Origin of the sequence: Bradyrhizobium sp. INPA03-11B (assembly GCF_040446015.1) — a bacterium.
In the GTDB taxonomy this organism is placed as follows: domain Bacteria; phylum Pseudomonadota; class Alphaproteobacteria; order Rhizobiales; family Xanthobacteraceae; genus Bradyrhizobium; species Bradyrhizobium macuxiense_A.
The window spans coordinates 31,758-45,155 of the sequence record NZ_JASGSR010000043.1 but is presented as its reverse complement, the minus strand read 5'-3'; the positions used below and the strand labels follow the sequence as shown (position 1 = coordinate 45,155).

At 64.3% G+C, this 13,398-nt stretch carries 14 protein-coding genes and 1 pseudogene; 11 read left to right on the top strand and 4 right to left on the bottom strand.

Going from position 1 to position 13,398, the window contains the following annotated elements; genetic code table 11:
• The first annotated feature begins 37 nt into the window (after nucleotides 1-37).
• Together QMZ05_RS19665 and QMZ05_RS19660 are read left to right on the top strand one after the other, a co-directional pair.
• Nucleotides 38-850 carry a uridine kinase gene (locus QMZ05_RS19665; protein ID WP_353702247.1) on the top strand — a complete coding sequence of 271 codons (813 nt, stop codon included), beginning with the start codon at nucleotides 38-40 and terminating at the stop codon, nucleotides 848-850.
• Between the two features lie 14 nt (nucleotides 851-864).
• Nucleotides 865-1,689, top strand: a complete 825-nt coding sequence (locus tag QMZ05_RS19660) for a molybdenum storage protein subunit alpha (protein ID WP_353702246.1) — start codon at nucleotides 865-867, stop codon at nucleotides 1,687-1,689.
• 239 nt (nucleotides 1,690-1,928) lie between these two features.
• Here the strand turns inward: QMZ05_RS19660 and QMZ05_RS19655 are convergent, their stop codons facing one another.
• Entirely contained in the window at nucleotides 1,929-2,327 is a 399-nt protein-coding gene (locus QMZ05_RS19655) for a hypothetical protein (RefSeq protein WP_353702245.1), read from the bottom strand.
• A gap of 192 nt (nucleotides 2,328-2,519) precedes the next feature.
• On the opposite strand from QMZ05_RS19655, the pseudogene QMZ05_RS19650 reads away from it, so the two are divergent.
• Nucleotides 2,520-2,792 (top strand): annotated as a pseudogene (locus QMZ05_RS19650) (cupin domain-containing protein); the annotation flags it as partial.
• Here the strand turns inward: QMZ05_RS19650 and QMZ05_RS19645 are convergent.
• Entirely contained in the window at nucleotides 2,701-4,806 is a 2,106-nt protein-coding gene (locus QMZ05_RS19645) for a DUF262 domain-containing protein (RefSeq protein WP_353702244.1), read from the bottom strand. The pseudogene QMZ05_RS19650 and the gene QMZ05_RS19645 sit on opposite strands and share 92 nt — an antisense overlap.
• A gap of 141 nt (nucleotides 4,807-4,947) precedes the next feature.
• Complete coding sequence (locus QMZ05_RS19640) at nucleotides 4,948-5,556, bottom strand: TetR-like C-terminal domain-containing protein (protein ID WP_050422870.1); 609 nt, start codon at nucleotides 5,554-5,556, stop codon at nucleotides 4,948-4,950.
• Between the two features lie 112 nt (nucleotides 5,557-5,668).
• Between QMZ05_RS19640 and QMZ05_RS19635 the strand changes: the two genes are divergently transcribed.
• From QMZ05_RS19635 to QMZ05_RS19600, 8 genes are all read left to right on the top strand, one after another.
• The gene (locus tag QMZ05_RS19635) at nucleotides 5,669-6,364 is read left to right on the top strand and encodes a PspA/IM30 family protein (RefSeq protein ID WP_353702243.1); all 696 of its coding nucleotides are present in this window, start codon (nucleotides 5,669-5,671) and stop codon (nucleotides 6,362-6,364) included.
• A 55-nt stretch (nucleotides 6,365-6,419) separates the two neighbouring features.
• Complete coding sequence (locus QMZ05_RS19630; protein WP_353702242.1) at nucleotides 6,420-6,695, top strand: YiaA/YiaB family inner membrane protein; 276 nt, start codon at nucleotides 6,420-6,422, stop codon at nucleotides 6,693-6,695.
• 300 nt (nucleotides 6,696-6,995) lie between these two features.
• Nucleotides 6,996-8,063 carry a hypothetical protein gene (locus QMZ05_RS19625; RefSeq protein WP_353702241.1) on the top strand — a complete coding sequence of 356 codons (1,068 nt, stop codon included), beginning with the start codon at nucleotides 6,996-6,998 and terminating at the stop codon, nucleotides 8,061-8,063.
• The gene (locus tag QMZ05_RS19620) at nucleotides 8,060-8,935 is read left to right on the top strand and encodes a ThiF family adenylyltransferase (protein ID WP_353702240.1); all 876 of its coding nucleotides are present in this window, start codon (nucleotides 8,060-8,062) and stop codon (nucleotides 8,933-8,935) included. The genes QMZ05_RS19625 and QMZ05_RS19620 overlap by 4 nt, the downstream gene beginning before the upstream one ends.
• A complete protein-coding gene (locus QMZ05_RS19615; RefSeq protein WP_353702239.1) occupies nucleotides 8,932-10,131 on the top strand; it encodes a hypothetical protein in 1,200 nt (399 codons plus the stop codon). The genes QMZ05_RS19620 and QMZ05_RS19615 overlap by 4 nt, the downstream gene beginning before the upstream one ends.
• Nucleotides 10,128-11,249, top strand: a complete 1,122-nt coding sequence (locus tag QMZ05_RS19610) for a GNAT family N-acetyltransferase (protein WP_353702238.1) — start codon at nucleotides 10,128-10,130, stop codon at nucleotides 11,247-11,249. Before QMZ05_RS19615 ends, QMZ05_RS19610 begins: the two co-directional genes overlap by 4 nt.
• Complete coding sequence (locus tag QMZ05_RS19605; protein ID WP_353702237.1) at nucleotides 11,246-12,241, top strand: hypothetical protein; 996 nt, start codon at nucleotides 11,246-11,248, stop codon at nucleotides 12,239-12,241. The genes QMZ05_RS19610 and QMZ05_RS19605 overlap by 4 nt, the downstream gene beginning before the upstream one ends.
• 71 nt (nucleotides 12,242-12,312) lie before the next feature.
• Nucleotides 12,313-12,519 (top strand): hypothetical protein, encoded by a 207-nt coding sequence (locus QMZ05_RS19600; protein WP_035651034.1) that lies wholly within the window; start codon nucleotides 12,313-12,315, stop codon nucleotides 12,517-12,519.
• Between the two features lie 228 nt (nucleotides 12,520-12,747).
• Here the strand turns inward: QMZ05_RS19600 and QMZ05_RS19595 are convergent, their stop codons facing one another.
• Nucleotides 12,748-13,323, bottom strand: a complete 576-nt coding sequence (locus QMZ05_RS19595) for a DUF2478 domain-containing protein (protein WP_353702236.1) — start codon at nucleotides 13,321-13,323, stop codon at nucleotides 12,748-12,750.
• Between the last annotated feature and the right edge of the window lie 75 nt (nucleotides 13,324-13,398).

Genomic DNA, 13,398 nt, shown 5'->3' with positions numbered 1-13,398 from the left:
CGATGCCCGAGCGCATTGGCGGTAAAGGACGTTTCTCATGGCAAACACCACGGCGGAGCTCGAAGCGCTCCTGATGCAGCGGTCGCTGACCGATCCGCAGCTCTTGGCGAAGGCGGAGGCCGCGTCGGACCTCCGCATCCTGCCGGATGCCACTGTCATCAAGATCGGCGGCCAGAGTGTCATTGACCGCGGCCGCGCCGCCGTCTATCCGCTGGTCGACGAGATCGTCGCGGCCCGCAAGGCGCACAAGCTGCTGATCGGGACGGGCGCGGGCACCCGCGCCCGGCATCTCTACTCGATCGCGGCCGGGCTTCGGCTGCCGGCCGGCGTGCTCTCGCAGCTCGGCGCTTCGGTGGCCGATCAGAACGCGGTGATGCTGGGCCAGCTGCTCGCCAAGCACGGCATCTCCGCGGTCAGCGGCGCCGGGCTGTCGGCCGTGCCGCTTTATCTCGCCGAGGTGAACGCCGTGATCTTCAGCGGCATGCCGCCTTACGGGCTGTGGATGCGGCCCGCGCCCGAGGGCATGATCCCGCCCTACCGCACCGACGCCGGCTGCTTCCTGGTTGCCGAGCAGTTCGGCTGCAAGGCGATGATCTATGTGAAGGACGAGAACGGCCTCTATACCGCGAACCCGAAGACCTCGAAGGGCGCGACCTTCATTCCAAAGATCTCGGTCGCCGAGATGAAGGCCAAGGGCTTGCAGGATTCGATCCTCGAATTCCCGGTGCTCGATCTGCTCGCCTCCGCGCGCCATGTCCGCGAGGTGCAGGTCGTCAATGGCCTCGTCCCCGGCAACCTCACCCGCGCGCTCGCGGGCGAGCATGTCGGCACCGTCATCACCGCGAACTGAGCAGAGACACGACCATGGATGACACCATCAAGCACGTCGCTTCGCCGCTCGCGCGCCAGACCCTGCTCGACAGCGATCTCACCCGTCCCGTCGCCGGCGGCCGCCCGATCCCGCTGCTGCCGTGGGTGCAGGTGATCAAGGTCGGCGGCCGCTCGATCATGGATCGCGGCCATGAAGCGATCCTGCCGCTCGTCGAGGAACTGCGATCGCTGTTGCCCGAGCATCGCATGCTGATCCTGACCGGCGCCGGCGTCCGCGCCCGCCATCTCTACAGCGTCGGCCTCGACCTCGGACTGCCGGTCGGCTCGCTTCAGCCGCTCGCGGCGAGCGAGGCCGGGCAGAACGGTCATATCCTCGGCTGTCTGCTCGCGCCGGAGGGGGTGTCCTATATCGAGCATCCGACCATCGCGAGCCAGCTCGCGATCCATCTCTCCGCATCGCGCGCGGTGGTGGGCAGCGCGTTCCCGCCCTATCACCATCACGAGTTTCCGAACTCGCGCATCCCGTTGCATCGGGCCGACACCGGCGCGTTCCTGCTCGCCGATGCGCTGGGCGCGGCGGGCCTGACGATCGTGGAGGATGTCGACGGCGTCTACACCGACGATCCCAACGGTCCCGACGGCAAGAAGGCCCAGCTGCTGCGCGAGACGAGCTTCGCCGATCTTGCCAAGCTGAAGGGGACGCTGCCGTTCGATCCCGCGCTGCTCGAAGTGATGGCCAATGCGCGGCACATCGAGCGCGTGCAGGTCGTGAACGGCCTGGTTCCCGGCCGGCTCACCGCGGCGCTGCGTGGCCAGCATGTCGGCTCGATCATCCGCACCGGCGCCCGGCCGGCGTAAATCGAGCCGCGGACTCCGCTTCACCTCGCCCCGCGTGCGGGGAGAGGCGTAGGCCGCCTTCGGCGGCCGTTCTCAAGAACGCCGAAGCGGAGCTTCGGCTATGTCGCATCGACAGATGCGATCCGGGTGAGGGGGAGTCTCCGCGAGTTCAACTGTTGCCGGCGTGTGCGGAAGCAGCCCCTCACCCCAACCCTCTCCCGGTAAGAGCGGGGAGAGGGAGTGGAATGCCGCCAGAGCGATTACTTGATCGTGGCGTGCACGGTGATGACCGAGGTGCCGGAGGCCTTCGGCCCCTTGCCTGTCGCCTTGATGGCAAAGCTGTCGCTGCCCTTGTACTTGGCCTTCGCCCTGTACTCGAAGGTCGACGGGTTGATCTTCTTCAATTTGCCATAGGCCGGCTTCTGCGAGATCGACGAATCCGTCACCGTGCCGCGGATTCCAATCGGGATCTGGCAGCTTTCGCCGGAGGCGATGTCGATATCGCCGGTCGAATTCTCGCCCCAGTCTGCCAATGTCACCGACATCGAGCATTCCGGCACAGCCTGCGCCGACAACGCCGGCGTGACACCTGATGCTGCAAGGATGAGCGCCAGGGCGGCGACTCCCGACAATCGCGTCTCGACGATACTCATTTTCATGCAAGGCCCACTGCTGAAGATTTTCGCACGGGAATCCTGCAACGCCGAAGCAGGGGTGGCAAGGACTTCGACCCAGCTGTGTGACACGTATTGAAATGCGTGGGCGCTTGTTGCGTCGCTGAAGCATCTCCATAGTCACCGCAGCCCGATCTGATCGGGATACAATCGTTCGCATGACAAGGAAGAATTCCCATGGCTGAAGGAAACGACGGTCAAGCAAACGCGCCGCAAGCCGGGTTTGCCGGCGTCACGCGCAAGACGCTGGAGCGGCTTGCACTGCCCGGCGATCATCGCGAGCTCGTCGTTGCCGAGGTGACCTATCCGCCCGGCGGCGTTGCTCCGCTGCACCGCCATCCGGTCGGCGGCGTGGTCTTCATCGTCGAAGGCACCGCCGAGTCGGCCTATGGCGACGACGCGCCGCGACAATACCGGGCCGGCGAAACCTTGCAGGATCGCCCTGACGTCCCGCACACGCTGTTTCGCAATTGCGACCCGGACCGGCCGCTGCGCTTCCTGACGATTTACGCACTCGAACCCGGACGCGCTTAAGTTCAGTTCGTCGAAGCAGATCCTTCACCAAGAGACTAGCGCGCCTCTCCCAAAATTTTGGAATGCCATCAACGCCAGTCGTAAGCAGCTCGAAGCATTCTCTATCAATGAAGAGCGGCCTTAGCCGCTCTTCCATCTGAGAGAATGATATATTCTGTTCAGAGATAATTTGACCTGGAAGGCGAATCTTCCAGGCATTGTTCGAACGTCGGCTGAGTGGCATCAGGTTCGCTATTGAATTCACCCAGTCTTTGCCAGCTTTCGATTTGTCAAGGATGCTGGCAAGCTTTCCGCTCTTCGAATTTGTGCACCAAGCCTTCGGATAAATGTGATGCATTTCTACAGTTTCGCTTGAAGGGAAGCGCAGCGAAATTGAAGGATCGACCAAGTCTGCTCTTACTCCGGCGAGCATCGGTAGAGTGTACGCTTTTTGAGCGGCACCAGATGGCCGACCATCTGTCAGACCTTCGAATAGCAGTTCCGCATCGGGGAGCGGCGCATATGGTGGTGCATGCAAATAGCGCGAGATGTGTACGGTCGCGGCCGTTGCCCATTCAGAGACAGTTTTATAGTTGGGGCGGCTATCGAGAATGCTCCTTAGCTCTTTCAAGTCGGTTCCAAGCTTGGTGAGAAAGCCTTGGTCATACCGATTGATTAGTGCATTTCTCCAAAAGAATGCACGAAACAAGGCATCAACCTCGGTGCGCGCCCAAGGTCGATCGACAAATGAGGCGTGATCGAAGTAAGAGTGCCAGCGGAGCCCAACATAAACCGACACTGAAGCCGGGTAGGGACAGGCGGAGTACGGAAAGCTACCGCCGGCGACGACCTCTTGAAAGTCGCGGAGGAATTCTGAGACTAGCTCGGTGTTGGCCGTAACGGTCTTCCAGTGCTCAGTAGGGACGCCGAGTAGGTCACCGGACTTTATCGATGCGATTGAACCAGAGTGGCTCCTTCCGACCTTTCGCGGCGAGGGCTTTTGGTCAAGCGCGATGTAACAGGCGGTCACAATTTGGGCGACGAGTTCGGGACGATCAGTGGATGATGCCCAACCGACAGCTCCATCCTGTTGACCAAGGTCATCCATCCAATCGCGCAGCAAAACCGGCCCTTCGCCCGTTTTCGCAGTGTCGGAGTACAGCCAAGAGTGAATTAGATCGACTGTAGAGACTTTTGTTCCCGTGGTGTTGAGCTTCTCGAAGATATCGCAAATGTCGCCCAGGACGTAGTTCGGTGGCACGATGTAGACGGCCAGCTTCGTGTTTACCAGCCCTTCGAAGCAAGCTTTCAGAACGCTATCGCGTCGGTTAAGTTCGTCTTCCGAGGGAAGGACTCCTCCTGGATAATACTGCTGAGACCGAATGGACTGCAGATAGCGCATCCATTGAGCTAGTATTTCTTCTCCCTCGATGCTGCTCGCAAGCGGGAAAAGCCCTGCGGCGATGCAGGCCGCGTCATTTTCAATATGCCGCTTTCTGATCTCAGAATCTTTGAGAAAGACGGTTCTTTGGGCTGGATCTTCGGTGGCAACATCCACATAGAATCGACCGGCAAAACGGAGGCCGGAATTCTTCGATTTCAATCCTCCAAAGGCCATCGCGATGGACGTGCACCGCTGCTTGCCGTCCAAAATGGCATAGACCTTCGCAGGTCGTGCGCTCAACGGAGCAAAAAACTTTGCCTTTCGGTCCTCGTCGCCCGGATCATCAGGAATCGAGATAGGCTCTAGTGGTAGCTCCGTCTCATCCGGTTGCTCCCAGAGAGTTGCCATACCTATCGGGCGCGATTCGAAGATAGAATTAACTAGCTCAATGGCGTCTGAAACGGTCCAAACAAACTGACGTTGGAATTCCGGTACGAGCCATTCGCCGCGCTTCAACTTTTTAAGCAACTCCGGTACGGCAACGTCAGTAACCTGTAACCCGCTCATTCAAATAGATCCGTTTCTTGCTATGCATGCTTCAGACAACGAAGAATGTTAGTAGATGAAAGCCGTGACAGCAACCCTGTGGTTGAATCACAGTCCGGCAATGTCTACGAGCGTACTTCGCCGATGAGGTAACGGTAGGCTCTATTCCTTCTTCGCTGTCAGCCCGTCGACCATTGCGCGCGTCAATGTCGCGATCTCGCTGCGCAGTTGGCCGATCGGCACCGCGATCAGCTTGTGCTCCAGTCCGAGCGCGACCATGCCGTGCACGGCCGAGAACAGGCTGCGCGCGGTGACGCCGAGCTGCGCCGGCGAACGCTGCGGAAACAGCGCGGCGAGCGGCTTGTAGATGTGGCGGAACAATTCCATCTGCTCGGTGATCGCCCATTCCGGCACCGGCTTGCCGGGCTGCATGCGATGCTCGAACAGCGCGCGCCACAGTTCGAGATTGTCGGCGGCGAAGTCGCAATAGGCGACCGCGATCCGCACCAGCATCTCGCGCGGCGCCGCCGAGCCGCCGATCTCGGCCAGCGACAGCGACGCATCCAGCCGGGCCAGCGTGCGTGAGCCGACCCGCAGGATCAACTCGTCGACATCCTCGACCAGATTGTAGACGCCGCCATTGGCGACCCCGATTTCCTGGGCCAGTTCGCGGGTTTTCAGGCCACCGAGACCTTTCGCCGCAATCGCCCGTTCCGCTGCCTCGATCAGCGCTTCGCGCAGTTTTGCCCGTCGTTCCAATGCCTTGGACATGTTTCACCCATCGTTAACCACAGACGTGAGCGTCGCTCAAATAATTCTTGAGCGGTGCTCATTATGTGGTACAAGAGATTCATGAGCGATGCTCATAACAGGGAGCGATCAAATGTTCAAAACTGTTTTGACAATTTTCCGCGGCGGCGTGGCGGCAGCGGAGGAGGAACTGCAAGACCGGACCGCGCTGATCGTCCTCGACCAGCAGATGCGGGACGCGGCCGCCGCGGTCGACCGCTCGAAGCGGACGCTGGCACTCGCGATCGCCGGCGACGCGCAGGAGGGCCGGCGGCTCGAGGCCACCAACGCGCGGATCGCCGATCTCGAGGTGCGCGCATCGGCGGCGCTCGAGGGCGGCCGCGAGGACCTCGCCCGCGAAGCCGCGCAGGCGATCGCCAACCTCGAAGCCGAACGCGATGCCGCGATGACCGCGCGCACGCTGTTCGCCACCGAGATCACCCGGCTGAAGCGTCACGTCGCCAACGCCGAGGCGCGGATTGCCGAGCTCGATCGCGGCCGGCGCCTCGCCCGTGCCTCGGAGGCGGTGCGTTCGCTGCGCCGGAGCGGCATCGAGGCGGCGCGGCCCTACGAGTCGACGCTGCCGGAAGCGGAAGCGACGCTGAAGCGGCTGCGCGAGCGGCAGATGGAGATCCAGGCGGCCGATGACGCGCTGTTCGAGATCGATACCGCCTCGGGACCGGTCGTCGTCGCCGAGAAGCTCGCGGAGCAGGGTTTTGGTCCGCGCATGAAATCGACTGCCGACGACGTGCTGGCGCGCCTGAAAGCCAAGCGCCCGCCTGCAGCCTGAACTGCAAGCCTGAAAGCAAGCCAACTTCCAACCTCGCAACATCAAGGAGACGACCATGAACCAGACCATCCAACCCCACAGCGGCGCCTGGGTCACCTTCACCTACGCGTCCTTCGCGGCTTCCGCCTTCCTCGTCGCCATCGGCGTGTTCTTCCTGCCGATCAGCCCCTGGATGCAGGGCTACCTCACGATGGGCATCGTGATGCTGATCCAGACCTGCATCGCGCTGACCAAGACTGTGCGCGACAACCACGAGAGCAGCAGGCTCGTCAACCGCATCGAGGACGCCAAGGCCGAGCGCCTGCTGATGGAAGTCTCCAAGGCGGCTTGAGGCTGAGCCAGGGACGAAGCGGCGGGTGTTTCTTCACCCGCCGATTTCGCCTGAGGCAAATGCCAAGCCCTCCACGTCATTGCGAGGAGCGAAGCGACGAAGCAATCCATCGCGCAGCATATGCGGAACGATGGATTGCTTCGCTTCGCTCGCAATGACGGGGTGGATAGACTGCCCCCCTTACACCCAACTTGTTTCGTTTCCGGAAGGCCTTGTTTACCCTGCGGCAAAGCGCGTCAGGTTGCGCTCATCGCTCCTTAACAGGGGCGAGTGCAGAGATCGCGCCCGAGGGACAGAGAAATGGCGTCCACGGATGATCCGACCCCGGCTTCGCGCGGCGGCAGGGGTTTTGCCAAAGGACTTGCGAAGGCGCGCGCGGCCCTTGACGGCCTGCGCAGCCATGCCGGCTTCTGGCTGAAGGCGCTGTCGCAGCCGACCATCGATCTCACCCTGCGCACCCAGGCCGGGCAGCGCACCCGTATCGTCGAATCCCCAGGCCTGTCGCTGCCGAAGGACGAGCTCGACGCGCTGGTCTGGCAGTTGCGCATCGTCGCCGCCAAGACGCTGCCCGAGGAGAGCCTGACCTACGGCATTTTCTCCGGCGAGCCGGAGCGGCTGTCGCGCGCCGTCGTCACCGTAATCTCAGAGGAAGACACCGGCCGGCCGATCGCCTTCAACGCGCTGTCGGTGATGGAGGTGCCGCTCGACGGCGAGCCGGCTGAAGTGACCCATCTCGGCCTCGTGATGGTCGATCCCGATGTGCGCGGGCAGGGACTGTCCTGGGTGCTCTACGGCCTGACCGCCCTGGTGCTGTTTGCCCGCGACGGGTTGCGGCCGAAATGGATCTCCAACGTCACCCAGGTGCCGGCGGTGGTCGGCATGGTCAGCGACACCTTCTCGGACGTGTTTCCGTCGCCGCTGCCGGGCGCGCGGCAGAGTTTTGCGCATCTGCAGCTCGCGCGCGGCATCATGGCGCGGCATCGCGCGGTGTTCGGCGTCGGCGAGGAGGCCGGCTTCGACGAGGCGCGCTCGGTCATCACCAACGCCTATACCGGCGGATCGGACGCGCTGAAGAAGACTTTTGAGATCGCGCCGAAACATCGCAATGCCGTCTACAACGAATTCTGCGAACGCGAGCTGGACTATGGCCGCGGCGACGATGTGCTGCAGCTCGGCCGCGTCGATCTGGCCGGCGCGCGCCGTTATGTCATGAGCGAGGTGCCCTCGGGCTCGCTGCCGGCATTGCTCGCAGCATCCGCGATGCTGGCGCTGCAACGGCTGGTGCTGCCGGTGGTCTACTGGCTGGACGACAGCCGCGCCTTCGGCACCTTGCGGCCGCGCCGGCAGGACAGCGGAGCTGTGCGATGAATTTCGATTATTACTCCTTCACCGGCCGCAACATCGGCTTCATCGACGAGCACGAGCAGCAGCTGCTGCGCCAGGCGCGGGTGTTCGTCTGCGGCGTCGGCGGCATGGGCGGCGCGGCCTTCATGGCGCTGGCGCGCGCCGGCGTCGGCAAGTTCGTGATCGCCGACATCGATCGCTTCGAGGTCTCCAACCTCAATCGCCAGGTGTTCGCCTTCGCCGACGAGGTCGGCCGCGAGAAGGCCGCGGTCGCCGCCGAGGCCGCCAAGCGGATCAATCCGACCATCGAGATCGAGGTGCTCGGCGAGAACTGGACCGATGAATTGCCCGCGATTGCCGAACGCTGTCCTGTCATCGTCAACGGCATGGACGACATCGCCGCCGGCGTGCACCTGTACCGGACCGCGAAGCGCGCGGATGCAACCGTGATCGACGCCTATATGTCGCCGCTGCCGTCGGTGATCGTGGTGCGCCCGCACGATCCGCGGCCCGAAGAGCGCCTCGGCTTTCCGACAACAGGCAAGGACTGGAAAGCCATCACCGAGGACGACCGCCGCGCCGCGATGCGTGCCGAGATCGAGCATGTGATGCTGCACTCCTCCTCGCGCAATTATGTCGACCTCACGATCGCCGGTGAAGTCGCGGCCGGCCGCCGCAGCCGGATGTCGTTCGCGCCGATGGTGATCTCGACCGGCATGCTGATGGCCTATGAGGCGGTGGCGCTGATCCTCGGCCGCACCTCCGGCACCGATTGCCGCGGCTGGTTCCTCAACCCGCACCGGCCTGCGATCGAGAAGCCGCGCAATCCGCTGATCGCCGCCCTGATGCGCCCGCTGGTGCGGCGGGCCATCGATCAATTGACGGGCGTCGCATGACCTCGGGGGTGATCGCCGATTCCATCGTCAATCTCTGCGGCGCCATCGGCGTCGCGGTGGCGATGATGACGTTCTATCGGCGCGATCCGCGGAGCCCGCTGACCCGCCGCCTGCTGCTCGCGCTCGGCGTGATCGCGCTCCTGTTCCTCGACCGTGGGCTTGCGTGGTGGAGCGGAAGCTTTGTGCTCGACCGCCTCTCGGTGATCCCGGCCGCGCTGATCCCGCTCGGCGCGCTGATCGTCACCGAGGGCATCCTGCGGCGGCATGCGCCGCGCCCGGTGAAGATCGCAGCGCTCGGTGGCGGCATCCTGCTCGGTCTCGGCGGCACCTTCGGGCTGCAGCGCTTCGTGATGCCCTATGCGATCGCGCTGGCGCTGTTCCAGCTGCTGGCCTTCGCCACCTGCGCGCTGCTGCTGGCAACGCGCGAGCGCGCCGCGCTGATGGCCTCGGAAAACCGCAGCATCGGCCGCATGGCGGTGGGCGCGCTGGTGGTGATCCCGTTCATCCTCACCGATTTCCGCACGCTGTTTCCCGACATCCCGGTCCGGCTCGGCGCGCTCGGTGCGCTGCTCACGGTGACCGTGATGCTGATCGCCGGCGGCGGCGCCGAGACCCGTCGGCATGGGCTCGCGATGATGACGCTGCGGCTGATCTCTTCGGGCCTGCTCGGCCTCGCCGCTGCCTTCATGGCGCCCGAAGTCGATGCCGCCCAGATGGTCCGCTTCGTCGCGGTCGCGATCGCCGGCGTCTTGACCATCGGACTGATGACGGACGCGCTGCGCGCGCTGTTCGAATCGCAGGAGCCGGGCGTGCTCAATTCGGTCGCGGCCTCGCCGGCGCAGACCCGCGAGCAGCTGATCGCCGAGCTCGCGCGGCATCCGATCTTCGAAAGCGCGCGGCGCTTCCGCGAGGACGAGCTTGCGCTGTACGACCCGTCGCTGCTCCACGACTTCCTGTCGACCAGGCGTGTGCTGCGCCGGTCCGATGCGCCGTGGGGGCTGCCCCTGACCGACCCGGCCGCCGAGCGCATGGTCTCGTTGATGACTGCCAATAGCGCCTCCCATGTCATCGTGCTCGGCCATGATCCGCTCGACCTGATCGTGCTTGCCGTGCCGGTGACCGCGGCCGATCCCGCCACCGAAACCGCGCTGGCGCTGGTGCGGCGGCTGCTCGCGCTGACCCCGGAGGCCAAATGACAACAGAGATCCGGGAGGGCGATCGCAAGTCGGCATTCGACGCCGCCCTCAATGCCTATGGGCCCGATAGCCTCTATGTGCCGCCGCTGTGGAGCGATTTCGACCGGATGTTCGATGCCGCGAAGAATCCCTTCGTCACCGAAGGCCACGGCCGCTATGCGCTGTTCTCGGCGCATCGCGACGGAAAGCCGGTCGGCCGCATCGCCGCCTCGATCCACGATGCCTCGAACCGCAAGCACGGCACCCGTCACGGCGCATTCGGCTTCTTCGACTGTATCGACGATGTCGAGGTCGCCGATGCGCTGCTGCGCGCCGCAGAGCAATGGCTGTCGGCGCGTGGCATGAGCCGGATCGCCGGCAACTTCAATCTGACCGCGATGCAGCAGATCGGCGTCATGACCGACGGGTTCGACCATGCGCCGTTCACCGACATGATGTGGTCGCCGCCGCATATCGCGCAGCATCTCGAACGCGCCGGTTATGCTGCGACCTTCCCGATGACGACGTTCGAGATCGCGCTCGACGGCGGCAAGCCGGAGCAATTGCTCGGCGACAAGCAGCGCGCGGTGCTCGCGGACAAGGACTTTGTCTGGCAGCCGATCAAGCGTTCCGCCTTCAAGGTGCGGCTGGAGGACGCGCGCCTCATCCTCAATGACGGCTTTGCCGACAATCCGATGTTCGTGCCGCCGACCGCGGCCGAGTACCTATTCCAGGCCGGCGACATGATGTGGATCATCGACAAGCGGATTTCCATCGTGGTCTATCACCGCGGCCGCCCCGCCGGCGCGATCATCGCGATCCCCGACCTCAATCCATTGATCAAGGCGATCGGCGGCCGGATCGGGCTGACCGCGCCGTTCAGATTCGTGCAGCACCGCATGCTGAACACGCGCGCCGTGCTGATCTATCAGTCGGTCTGCCGCGACCTGCACAATCGCGGCCTCAACGGCGCGATGCTCTACCGCACTGCGCTGGCATTGCAGCAGGCCGGTTACCGCACGCTCGGCGGCACCTGGATCGCTGACATCAATGCTCCCTCGCTGCGCCAGGTCGAGAAGGCCGGCGCCATGCCGCTGCACCGGCTGCACCTGTTCACCAAGCGGCTGGCCGCGGCATGAGCGAACTGACGCCCGATCTGCTGCGTGAGCTGGTCGCGGAGGCGCGGCTGGCGCCGAGCGTCCACAACATCCAGCCGACCCGCTGGCGGCTGCTCGGCGACGGGCGGCTGGCGCTGGTCGACGATATCAGCGTGCGCGCGCCGGTCGCTGACCCCGCCGGGCACGATGTGCTCGTCTCGCACGGCGCGGCGCTGGAGGGCATGAGCCTCGCGCTCAACCGCCGCGGCCTTGCGATCACGGCCATGACCACGATCGAGCAGCCGCTGTCGCCGCAATTTGCCGCGCTTTGCAGCTTTGCGATCCGGCAAGGCGTCGCGCCCGATCCGCTTACGGAGCATGTGGCGCACCGCACGTCGTGGCGGGGCAGATTCGCAGCGTCGCCGGACGACACCGCGCCGCTGGTGCAGCTTGCCGTCGCGCGTGACGATTTGATCTGCATCAGTCATCGCCGGACGATTGCCGATATCGCCGGCTGGGCCGACCAGGCCGAGTTCTCCTTTGTGCAGGGCGACGACTATCGGGCCGAGCTGCTCGAATGGATGCGGCTGTCGCCCAGCCATCCGCACTATCTGCTTGATGGTCTCAATCGGGATGCGCTTGCCATGAGCACGATCGAGGCCACCGCCGCTCGCTTCGTGCTCGGCAGCCTGTTCAGGCCGCTGGATCGTCTCGGCCTCGCCGCAGCGCTGCTCGCCGACCGCGCCAAGACCGCATCGGCCTCGGCGATCGTCCTGTTCTGCCGCCCGGTCGGTGAGGATCCACTCACGACGGGACGGCATTTCTATCGCAGCTGGCTGGAGGTCGATCGCGCGGGGCTCGTGGCATGCCCGATCTCGGCGCTGGCAGATCATCCTGACTTCAATGAGCGGCTGCGAAAACTCGGCAAGGTCGGTGCCGACCTGCGCCTCGTCAACGTGTTCCGCGTCGGCCGATCGGCCAAACCGCTGAAATCGCGGCACTACCGGATGCCGGTGGATCGCTTGATCGTCTGATCGGTACCCCCTGTCAAAGCTTCACGCGGCCGTGCTATGACGCCGCCCGCAAACCAATGACCGGTGGGATGATGTCGAAGCAATCGTTGCGCGAGGAGGCGGAACGCCTGATCCGCGAGACCATGGAAAAACGGAACCTGGTCATCAAGCAGGGCACGACCCGGATCGAGGCCGTCTGCGGCAAATGCGGCGCGCCGAACCGGGTGCAGGCGGAAAAGGGCCAGACCCGCGTCAAGTTCACCTGCAAGAACTGTGACCACAAGCAGGAAACGCTGTAACTCTCTCCGCTATTGCGAGGAGCGGAGCGACGAAGCAATCCATCGTCCCGCGCACGCTGAGGCATGGATTGCTTCGCGGAGCCTGTCGTCCGGCGGCGCTTCGCGCCGACCGGGTGGCTCGCAATGACGGGCCGCGTAGGATGGGTGGAGCGCAGCGATACCCATCATCTCGCCGCGCGGGGACATTTGATGGGTATCGCTTCGCTCCACCCATCCTACGAAGCAGGCCTATTTGAACGCCTCGCACACCGTGGTGTGATCCGGCGCAGTCCGGGCCGCGGTTCGCAGCGAGACGTTGCGCCACCAGGCATCCAGGGCGTGGCGGTCGCAGGCGAGCTTCACGCTCATCCCGCCGGCGAACTTGATCCAGTCCCCGAAGCTCTGCCGTGACACCGCGATCACGACCGGAATATCGGTGCCGAGCGCGCGCTCGATCAGGAAGCCGAGGCCCTTGCCGTCGCGTTCCCGCTTGCCGAAGCGGTTGATGATGACGAGATCGGCGCCGGCCGAAAGCGCGCCGGCGACGCGGATGCCTGCGTCCTGCAGCCGCGACAGGTCGAGCTTGCAGCCGGTGGCGCCGGATCTTGTAGTACTTGGGTTTGGCGGCTGCGCCAGCAGCAGCGTCTCGCCGCTATGGACCAGAACCGCCGACAGGCTGGAATCCGCGCATTGGCCCGTCTGCACCATGCCGACGACGCGCGTGCCGTGCGCCTTCAGGTCGGAGGCGAAGGCGCGCAGGATCGCGTCGGGATCGTCATTGTCGTCATAGACCAGGGCGGCAAGGTCGGATTGGGCATCGAACATGATGGGCTCTGTTCGTTGTGAAGGGGAGAGGCGGCCGGGGCGCCAAAGGGGAGCCAAGGCGTCGCGGCCGCACGT

Coding starts and splice junctions, on each gene's coding strand:
- QMZ05_RS19665 (WP_353702247.1), top strand. CDS start 38: ATGGCAAACACCACGGCGGAGCTCGAAGCGCTCCTGATGCAGCGGTCG.
- QMZ05_RS19660 (WP_353702246.1), top strand. CDS start 865: ATGGATGACACCATCAAGCACGTCGCTTCGCCGCTCGCGCGCCAGACC.
- QMZ05_RS19655 (WP_353702245.1), bottom strand. CDS start 2,327: ATGAAAATGAGTATCGTCGAGACGCGATTGTCGGGAGTCGCCGCCCTG.
- QMZ05_RS19645 (WP_353702244.1), bottom strand. CDS start 4,806: ATGAGCGGGTTACAGGTTACTGACGTTGCCGTACCGGAGTTGCTTAAA.
- QMZ05_RS19640 (WP_050422870.1), bottom strand. CDS start 5,556: ATGTCCAAGGCATTGGAACGACGGGCAAAACTGCGCGAAGCGCTGATC.
- QMZ05_RS19635 (WP_353702243.1), top strand. CDS start 5,669: ATGTTCAAAACTGTTTTGACAATTTTCCGCGGCGGCGTGGCGGCAGCG.
- QMZ05_RS19630 (WP_353702242.1), top strand. CDS start 6,420: ATGAACCAGACCATCCAACCCCACAGCGGCGCCTGGGTCACCTTCACC.
- QMZ05_RS19625 (WP_353702241.1), top strand. CDS start 6,996: ATGGCGTCCACGGATGATCCGACCCCGGCTTCGCGCGGCGGCAGGGGT.
- QMZ05_RS19620 (WP_353702240.1), top strand. CDS start 8,060: ATGAATTTCGATTATTACTCCTTCACCGGCCGCAACATCGGCTTCATC.
- QMZ05_RS19615 (WP_353702239.1), top strand. CDS start 8,932: ATGACCTCGGGGGTGATCGCCGATTCCATCGTCAATCTCTGCGGCGCC.
- QMZ05_RS19610 (WP_353702238.1), top strand. CDS start 10,128: ATGACAACAGAGATCCGGGAGGGCGATCGCAAGTCGGCATTCGACGCC.
- QMZ05_RS19605 (WP_353702237.1), top strand. CDS start 11,246: ATGAGCGAACTGACGCCCGATCTGCTGCGTGAGCTGGTCGCGGAGGCG.
- QMZ05_RS19600 (WP_035651034.1), top strand. CDS start 12,313: ATGTCGAAGCAATCGTTGCGCGAGGAGGCGGAACGCCTGATCCGCGAG.
- QMZ05_RS19595 (WP_353702236.1), bottom strand. CDS start 13,323: ATGTTCGATGCCCAATCCGACCTTGCCGCCCTGGTCTATGACGACAAT.